At 74.1% G+C, this 8286-nt stretch carries 8 protein-coding genes; 5 read left to right on the top strand and 3 right to left on the bottom strand.

What is annotated here, in order from left to right:
- Window positions 1-215 (top strand): hypothetical protein (locus tag AB0O00_RS23500; protein ID WP_363654808.1); only part of this gene is annotated, 215 nt, incomplete at its 5' end.
- A 152-nt stretch (window positions 216-367) separates the two neighbouring features.
- Here AB0O00_RS23500 and AB0O00_RS23495 read toward each other — a convergent pair.
- Window positions 368-1369, bottom strand: coding sequence for an ATP-grasp domain-containing protein (locus AB0O00_RS23495; protein ID WP_363654806.1), 1002 nt, complete (start codon window positions 1367-1369; stop codon window positions 368-370).
- Between the two features lie 142 nt (window positions 1370-1511).
- Between AB0O00_RS23495 and AB0O00_RS23490 the strand changes: the two genes are divergently transcribed.
- The gene (locus AB0O00_RS23490; protein ID WP_363654804.1) at window positions 1512-2084 is read left to right on the top strand and encodes an NUDIX domain-containing protein; all 573 of its coding nucleotides are present in this window, start codon (window positions 1512-1514) and stop codon (window positions 2082-2084) included.
- Between the two features lie 216 nt (window positions 2085-2300).
- Here the strand turns inward: AB0O00_RS23490 and AB0O00_RS23485 are convergent, their stop codons facing one another.
- Window positions 2301-3509 carry a hypothetical protein gene (locus tag AB0O00_RS23485; protein ID WP_363654802.1) on the bottom strand — a complete coding sequence of 403 codons (1209 nt, stop codon included), beginning with the start codon at window positions 3507-3509 and terminating at the stop codon, window positions 2301-2303.
- A gap of 141 nt (window positions 3510-3650) precedes the next feature.
- Complete coding sequence (locus tag AB0O00_RS23480; RefSeq protein ID WP_363654800.1) at window positions 3651-4766, bottom strand: iron-siderophore ABC transporter substrate-binding protein; 1116 nt, start codon at window positions 4764-4766, stop codon at window positions 3651-3653.
- Window positions 4767-5194: 428 nt separating this feature from the next.
- Here AB0O00_RS23480 and trpS point away from each other — a divergent pair, with 428 nt between their 5' ends.
- The 3 genes from trpS to AB0O00_RS23465 all read left to right on the top strand — a co-directional run bounded on the left by trpS (window position 5195) and on the right by AB0O00_RS23465 (window position 8098).
- Entirely contained in the window at window positions 5195-6325 is a 1131-nt protein-coding gene (gene trpS, locus AB0O00_RS23475; protein ID WP_363654798.1) for a tryptophan--tRNA ligase, read from the top strand.
- Between the two features lie 97 nt (window positions 6326-6422).
- Window positions 6423-7379, top strand: a complete 957-nt coding sequence (locus AB0O00_RS23470) for an LD-carboxypeptidase (RefSeq protein ID WP_363654796.1) — start codon at window positions 6423-6425, stop codon at window positions 7377-7379.
- 44 nt (window positions 7380-7423) lie between these two features.
- Complete coding sequence (locus tag AB0O00_RS23465; protein ID WP_363654794.1) at window positions 7424-8098, top strand: nucleoside/nucleotide kinase family protein; 675 nt, start codon at window positions 7424-7426, stop codon at window positions 8096-8098.
- Window positions 8099-8286: the final 188 nt, after the last annotated feature.

Below are 8286 nucleotides of genomic sequence, written 5' to 3'. Positions count from 1 at the left end.
GCGCCCCCCCCCCCCTGCTGAACCCCCCCCGCCAGACCCCCGCCACACGCGCCGCCCGGGTCGACGCCCCCGACCCCGGCCGGGGGGTCCCGGACGGCACGCACGCCGAACTCCTCGCCCTCGACGGGGCGTACGCGCGGCTCTGGCACGCGTTCATCGCGGACGGCCACCACGGCGCGGTCTCCATCGCCGGGGAGGCCGTCGCGGCCGGGTGACCGGGCGTCGGGCGGCCAAGCGCCGTGGGACCGGATCCCGGGTGACCAAGCGCCGTACCACCGGGCGCCGGACCGCCGCCGCGCCTGGGCCGGACCCCCGGCCCGGCCCAGGCGCGCACCACACTCAAGCCGTGCCCGTGCTCAGGCCACGCTCACGCCGCGATCAGCGACGACAGCAGCCCGGTCGCGTCGATCCCGCGCGGCAGGTCGCTCACCTGCCCGTCGCCGACCTCGACCACCCGCCAGCCGGAGCCGTCCGCCCGGCTGGCGAGGTCGGTGGTGACGAACCGGCAGCCGAGCGCCCGTACCAGCGGGCGGACGCCGGTCAGATCGGGGTCGACCTCGTCGTGCGGCGCGTCCGGGTGCGGCCCGACGAGCACCGGCTCGCCGTCCAGCCACCACACCCGGGCCTCCACCGGCCGGCCGTCCCCGCCCTCGGCGCCGTCGCCCGCACCAGTCCCAGTGCCAGTGCCAGTGCCGGCGCCGACCGGGGCGGACGCCCGCTCGAACTCCTCGTACCGCCGAAGCACCACCCCGCCCGCCAGGAACTCGCCCTGCAGCTCGACGAAACGGGCCACCACCCGTCCGACGGCGTCCAGATCGGCCAACTCCGGCACGTAGCAGGCCTCGTGCCACTCGTGCTTGCGCGACTTCACGTAGTCCTTGACGACCGCCGGGCCGCTCCCGCCCAACCGGGCGACGGCATCGGCGAGTTCGTCCGGTCCGGGCCCCACTGCCAAGCCCCCGGGTGCCGGCGCCGCGAACTCCGCCTCGCGCGGGGCGTCGTCCGCCGACGGGATCCACACGCTCGACGGCGTCGAGCCTTCGAAAACGCCGTACCAGCCGGGCAGTTCGTGTGCGGCCGCGTATCCGGCGGCGGTGGTGAGCAGGTTTCCGCCGCGCGCGGAGAGGGCGGCGGCGAAGGCGGCGTAGTCCCGGGAGGGCATCATCCAGCCCCGGTACCAGAGCGGGCCACTGTCCTTCGGCACCCGCCGCACGGCCTCCTCGGCCTGTCCGGCCAGCAGTGCGTCGTGGTCGACGAGGTGGTGCTCGCCGCCCAACTCCCGCAGCAGCCGGGCTTCCCAGGCGAAGTGCGGGTCGGGCCGGCGCGGGTTGAGCGGGTCGGCGGGAAAGATGATCGCGGGTACGGACATGGGCGTCAGCGTACGGCCGAACGGCGGTATGTCGGTATGTCGGTATGTCGGTACGGCAGTACGGCCGCCCGGCGCGCCGTCGGGCGGGAGCCCGTCCCGGTATTCCTCGGCGGCCGTCTCCGGACCCTGCGAAAGTGAGCGGATGAAACGACAGTGGCACTCCCGCAACCCGCTGGGACTCGGCAGACTGCGGCGCCCCCGCGAGCGTGTGCCCCGGCAGGCGGCGCGGACGGCGGTCCTGACCGAGGACGGTTCGGCCCTCCTGCTCCGCTCCGACAACTCCGAGGTCGGCGTGCACTGGACGATGCCGGGCGGCGGACTGGACGCCGGCGAGACCCCGCGCGAGGCCGCCCTCCGCGAACTCCGTGAGGAGACCGGCTGGACCGACCTCGAACCCGGCCCGCTGCTCTGCACCTGGGAGCACGATTTCACCTGGCACGGCATCCCGGTCCGCCAGCACGAGCACATCTACGTCACCCGCGGCCCGCGCCGGGGCCTGGTCGGCGACGTCAGCGCGGTGCACGCCACCGACCGCATCCTCGACTGGCGCTGGTGGACGCCGTTCGACCTCGCCGCCCCGGGCGCCGACGCGCTCTGGCCGCCCCGGCTCCCGGAGCTGCTGACCATGGTCCGGTCGGGGGACTGGCTCGTCGACGGGCGCGACCCGGTCGCCGTCCACCTCGGCTACATCCCGAACACCCTGCCGGGGCACTGACGTTCGGCCGCCCGGCCCGATGACGGGACCGGCTGGGGGCGTGTCCTTCGGCTCAGGCCGGGGTTCGCGACGCCAGGGGGCAAGCACCTCGCCGCGTTGTCGTCAGTCGCCGACGTCCCCGGTGTCTCCGTCCTCTGCCTCTGCCTCCGCCTTACGATGCTCGCACCCCGAGCACCCCGACGCCGCAGCCCTCCGACCTGAGCCGAAGCACAGGCCCTACGCCCGCCCGCCGCGCCGCCCGCGGGTGGTCTGCCAGCCGTGCAGGTCGAGCTCCCGGTCGTGCAGCGCACCGGGATTGATCATCACCGTCAGCTGGACGCCGGCCAGTTGCTCGAAGGCGAGCCCGGTGGCGGACAGCAGCTGATCGGTTGACACCGAGACCGCGATGGCGGGCCGCCAGGAGGGCAGCACGATGAGGCTGGTGCCGCGCCCGATCCGGACCGGCTCGGCGGTCACCCGCACCGGCGTGCGCTCCTCCGGGCGGCCGACCGCCTCGGGCTGGTGCGGGCCGGCGCCGATCAGGATCCCGAGCGGCGTCTCGACCGGGTCCGCCACGGGACCGCCGACCGGCTGCCGGGCCGCCGCCACCCCTGCGACGCCGTTCGCCGCGGCGGCCGTCCTGCCCGTCCCCCGTGTGGACCTGCGCGGCAGCGCCCCCTCGGGTGCGGCCGTCTCCCGTTCGGCCGCCTCCCGCCCGGTCGGGGCGGCGTCGGGGTGCATGCGGCGCAGTCGACGCGAGGGCGAGGGCCGCCGGGTCGCGAGGGTCCGCGGCTCCTCACGGGCCGCGCGCAGCACCGGCACCGACTGCTCGGCCGCCGTAGGTGCGGCGGGCTGCCGGAGCTCCTGTTCGTGCGCGGCCTGCGCGACCGGTTCGTCCTGCACCCACCCGAGCTGCCCGACCGGATCGTCGTGCACCCGCCCGAGCTGCGCGACGGGATCGTCCTGCACCCGCCCGAGCTGCGCGACCGGTTCGTCCTGTACCCGCCCAAGCTGCGTGACCGGTTCGTCCTGCACCTGCCAGGCGGGTGCGGACTCGGCCGGTGCGACCTCGCCGAGGAGCGCCGCGACCTCCGCGACCGGCCGTCGGCAGGCGGCGGCCAACTCGGCGAGGGAGCGGCCCTGCCGGCGCGCGGCCCGCAACCGTTCGGCGAGCGCGGCCTCGACGCGGGCCGCCGTCCGCTTGTCCGGCGCGACGCTCACCGGGGCACCGGACGAAGCGCCGCCGTCGGCGTCGTCGGAGCTGCTGCGCGGACGCGGCACCGAGTCGTCGCGGGCACCGCCGCCGGGCATGCCGGCGAACTGTCCCGCGGCGTCGGCGGCATGCGCGATGGCGCAGCGCACGGCGGGGGTTTGCGGGGCTCCATCGCGCTTCGCGTCCGGGTCGGGGCGGGCGGGATCGGTGGGGGTGGGGTGGAGCGAGGTCATCGGCACGGGCCCTTCGGGGGACGGTCCAGACGATCCTCCCGCACCGAGTGACCAGCTCCAAGCGCCGGTTCCCCGTTCGGACGCCGACACGCCCCTTCGGGAGCGGAGCAGGAGCACCCCGCCCCTACGTGGCGTGTCGGCTCAACTGCCGGGCGCGACGAAGCCCTTGAGGTCGGCGAGCACCGTGTTGGCCGCCGTGACGCCGAGCCCGAGGAACCAGGTCTCGTCCGAAACCGGCCGTGCCTGACCGGACTTGACCGCCCCGAGGGTCTTCCAGAGCGCACCGCCGAGCACCGCGTCCTGGTTGGTGGAGCTGGGCGATCCGTACACGCCGTAGAAGACCCAGTCCGCGTCCGCCTTGTCGATCTGTTCGGGGCTGATCTCGACGGCGAGTTCCTTGACCTGTTCGATCGCGGGCTGCGGCAGCGGCACGTCGGTGAGGATGGTGCCGATGAACGACAGCTCCGCGTAGAGCCGGGTCTTGCCGGGCATGAAGCGCAGCGGCGTGATGGTCGGGCGCTTGTCGCCGAGCTTGGCGCCGATCGCGGTGGCGGCGGCCCGGTAGGCGTCGAGTTGGGCCGTGGCCTCGGCTTCCAGGCCGAAGGGGCTCGCGTTGAGCAGGAAGTTCTGCTTCCAGGGGTAGCCGGGGCGCAGGGAGAAGACGGTCGGCGCGATCTTCGACAGCTGCACGTACTGGTCCTGGGCGCGCAGCTGGCTGCCGAGGATCAGGTCGGGCTTGAGGGCGGCGATGGCCTCCAGGTTGAGGCCGTTGATGGTGCCGACGTTCGCCGGGCTGCCGGCCTTGTCCTTGAGGTAGGACGGCATGGTCTTGGAGCCGTCGGTGTGGACGACGCCGACCGGCTGGACCCCGAGCGACACGACGTTGTCGAGTTCGCCGGTGTCGAGGACGACGACGCGGACGGGCTTGGCGGGGATGACGGTCTCGCCCATCGCGTGCCTGATCGTGCGCGGGTAGGCGCCGGGTGCGGCGTCGGTGCCGAAGCCCTTCATCTTCTCGATCACGGTGGCGTAGTCGTCGCCGCCCTGCTTGACCGACTTCTGGTCGGGGGAGGACCCGCCGGACGGCTTCGCCGAGCCGCCCGCCGTGCCCGGGCCACCCGACCCGCCGGAGCTGCCGCAGGCGGTGAGGAGCCCGCCGAGGCCGAGCACGGCTCCGCCGGTGAGCCCGGCGGCGAGGAAGCGGCGGCGGGAGGTGGTGCGGCGGACGAGGGTCAGGTCGTCGGCGTTGGGGGCCACGCGACGCTCCTTCGGGATCGGCGAACGGGTCATGGGCGGGTCATAGGCGGGGTGTGACCGGGGCCGGCCACGCACGCGTAGCTAAGGTGAGGCTAACCTATCTACAAGGGGGAGAAATCGCCAAGAATCACCAAGAGTTGGCCGGTGCTCCCCACCTCCTCGTCGATGCTCTCCACCTCCTCACCGGTGCCGTCGCCGTCCTCCCGGACGCCGGCCCGCTGAAATCCGGTGACCCCGACGGGGGACCGGCGCTATCGTCGAAGGCATGAAGCGCTTCACGGGCCTGTGCTGGTGGCCGTCCTAGGACGGCCACCACGCACGCCTGACCAGGGCCGTCCGGGATGGACGGCCCTGTTGCGTTTCCCCAGCGGGACGGGCCCGCGCCCCGGACGGCCATTCACCACCGCCGTACCGAGGAGAGAACCCGCATGACCGCCACGACCACCGCTCCTGTCCAAACGACCGCGCCGTCCGCCGGGACCAGTTCAGCCAGTCCAGCCAGTCCGATCGGCCCGGACACGCAGCCCGGGAAGGCCGCGAAGGCCGGGAAGGCCGATCCGGGCACCCCGGTCGCCCACCGCGTCCTGACCGGCGACCGCCCGACCGGCCCGCTCCACATCGGCCACTACTTCGGCACCCTGCAGAACCGGGTCCGCCTCCAGGCCCAGGGCATCGAGATGTTCATCGTCGTCGGCGACTACCAGGTCATCACCGACCGGGACATCGCCGACCGGCTCGCCGAACACACCGAGAACCTCGTCCTCGACAACCTCGCGGCCGGCCTCGACCCCGACCGTGCCACGATCTTCGCGCACAGCCGCGTCCCCGCCCTCAACCAACTGCTCCTCCCCTTCCTCAGCCTGGTCAGCGTCGCCGAGCTGGGCCGCAACCCCACCGTCAAGGACGAGATCGCCCACTCCAGCCAGGCCGCCGTCAGCGGACTGATGTTCACCTACCCCGTCCACCAGGCCGCCGACATCCTCTTCTGCAAGGCCGACCTCGTCCCCGTCGGCCAGGACCAGCTGCCCCACCTCGAAGTGGCCCGCACCATCGCCCGCCGCTTCCACGAGCGCTACCCGCACGCCGACGGCACCGCCGTCTTCCCGCGCCCCGAGGCGGTGCTCTCCGAGGCGCCGCTGCTTCTCGGCACCGACGGCGGCAAGATGAGCAAGAGCCGGGGCAACGCCGTCTACCTCGGCGCCTCCGAGGACGAGACCGCCCGGCTGATCCGTGGCGCGAAGACGGACACCGACCGGCACATCGCCTACGACCCGGCGAACCGGCCCGAGGTCGCCAACCTCGTCCTGCTGGCCGCCCTGTGCCAGGGCCGGAGCCCCGAGGACGTCGCCGCCGAACTCGGCGACGGCGGCGCGGCCGCGCTCAAGCGCACCGTCACGGAGTCCGTCAACGAGTTCCTCCGCCCGGTCCGCGCCCGCCGCACCGCACTCGCCGCCGACCGCGGCTACCTGCGCCAGGTGCTGCGCGACGGCGCCGAGCGCGCGAACGCCATCGCGGACGCCACGCTCGCCGAGGTCAGGGAGGTCATGGGATCGGTCTGAGGCGGACGGGGCATACCACCTGAGGCGGGCCCCGCCGGATCTGACAGCACCTCACCCCCTCGCGCCCCGGCGCCCGCACCCTGGAAGGATCCCGGCCATGGACCAGCACCCGACCACGCCCGACCGAGGGCTGACCCGTCCGCCGCAACTCCGCCCGGGGGACCACGTCGTCGTGGTCGCCCCCAGCGGCCCGATCGACCCCGAGCGGCTCACCGCCGGGACCGCGATCCTGCGCTCCTGGGGGCTGCGGGTCACCGTCGCCCCGCACGTCCTCGACACCCACCCCTCCCTCGGCTACCTGGCCGGCACCGACGCCGACCGCGCCGCCGACCTGCAGGACGCCTGGCTCGACCCCACCGTCGACGCCGTCATCTGCGCCCGCGGCGGCTACGGCGTCCACCGCGTCGTCGACCTGCTCGACTGGGCCGCGATGCGCCGCGTCCCGCCCAAGGTCCTGATCGGCTTCAGCGACGTCTCCTCCCTGCACGAGGCCTTCGCCCAGCGGCTCGGCCTCGCCACCCTCTACGGGCCGATGTGCGCGGCGGCCTCCTTCATCGAGGACGGCCCCACGGCCGAACACCTGCGCCGGACCCTCTTCGACCCCGTCGCCACCACCGTCCTCACCGGACCCGCCGCCACCCCGCTCGTCCCCGGCCGGGCCACCGGCGTCACGGCCGGGGGATGCGTCCACGTCCTCGCGGCCGAGCGGGGCACACCCGCCGCCCGGCCCACCTTCGCGGGCAGCATCCTGATCCTCGAAGACGTGAACGAGCACCCGTACCAGCTCGACCGCCTCCTCACCCAGTTCCTCCGCTCCGGCGCCCTCGACGGCGTGGCCGGCATAGCCCTCGGCTCCTGGGAGGGCTGCGGGCGGCCGGACCGGGTCCGCGACGTGATGCTCGACCGCCTCGGCCCGCTCGGGGTGCCCGTGCTCTGGGAACTGGGCTTCGGCCACTGCCCGTCCACGCTCACCGTCCCGCTCGGCGTCCCGGCCGTGCTCGACACCGACGCGGGCACGCTGACCCTGGAGGTGCCGGCCCTCGCCGCCCGGTGAGGCGGCGGCAGGGGCTGGCACGCGCGGATGAGTAGGGTGCGGCCATGAACGAGGACCGCCTCACCGCCCTCGCCCTCGGACTCCTCCGGGGCCCGGGCAGCAACGCCCGCACGATCCTCGGACTTGCCGGCCCTCCCGGGGCCGGCAAGTCCACCCTGGCCCGGCACCTGGTGGCGGAGGTCGAACGGGCAGAGGGCCCGGGCAGCGCCGCCTACGTCCCGCTGGACGGCTTCCACCTCTCCGGAGCCCAGCTCGACCGCCTCGGCCTCACCCACCGCAAGGGCGCGCCCGCCACCTTCGACGCCCACGGCTACGTCTCACTGCTGCGCCGCATCGCCGCCGACCGCTTCCAGGACATCTACGTCCCCGACTTCGACCGAACGCTGGACGAACCGGTGGCCGCCCGCCACGTCGTCCGCCCACAGGCCCGCCTCGTCATCACCGAGGGCAACTACCTCGCCTCCACCGACGCGCCGTGGCCGGACGCCCGCCGCCTGCTCCGCGAACTCTGGTACGTCGAGACAGACGACGCCCTCCGCGAGGAACGACTCCTCACCCGCCATCGCGACGGCGGACGCGACGAGTCCACGGCCCGCCACTGGGTCACCGGCAACGACCACCCGAACGGCGAGTACGTGAAGGCCGGCCGCCCGCTCTGTACCCGGATCGTCCCGGGCACGGGTTTGCCCGGGGCTCCGAACAGGGGTAGTGTTCTGTAGTCGCTCGGCAGGGAGCACCGGACACGCATCGGCGCGGACGGTCCCGGAGCGGCCAATCCTCTGAAACACCACTTCCCGGTTCGGGCTGGGTCACGTCTTGTCGCGGCTCGGTGCGTATTCGGCGTGCGCGTTTAATTGGATTGCGTTCGGACTTCGGCCCGATTCGCTTTTCGGAGCGGGGATCGGCT

The sequence above is a fragment of the Kitasatospora sp. NPDC093558 genome (assembly GCF_040683475.1).
In the GTDB taxonomy this organism is placed as follows: Bacteria; Actinomycetota; Actinomycetes; order Streptomycetales; family Streptomycetaceae; genus Kitasatospora.
The sequence above is the reverse complement of the archived record's forward strand: the minus strand, read 5'-3'. Positions and strand labels throughout refer to the sequence as shown.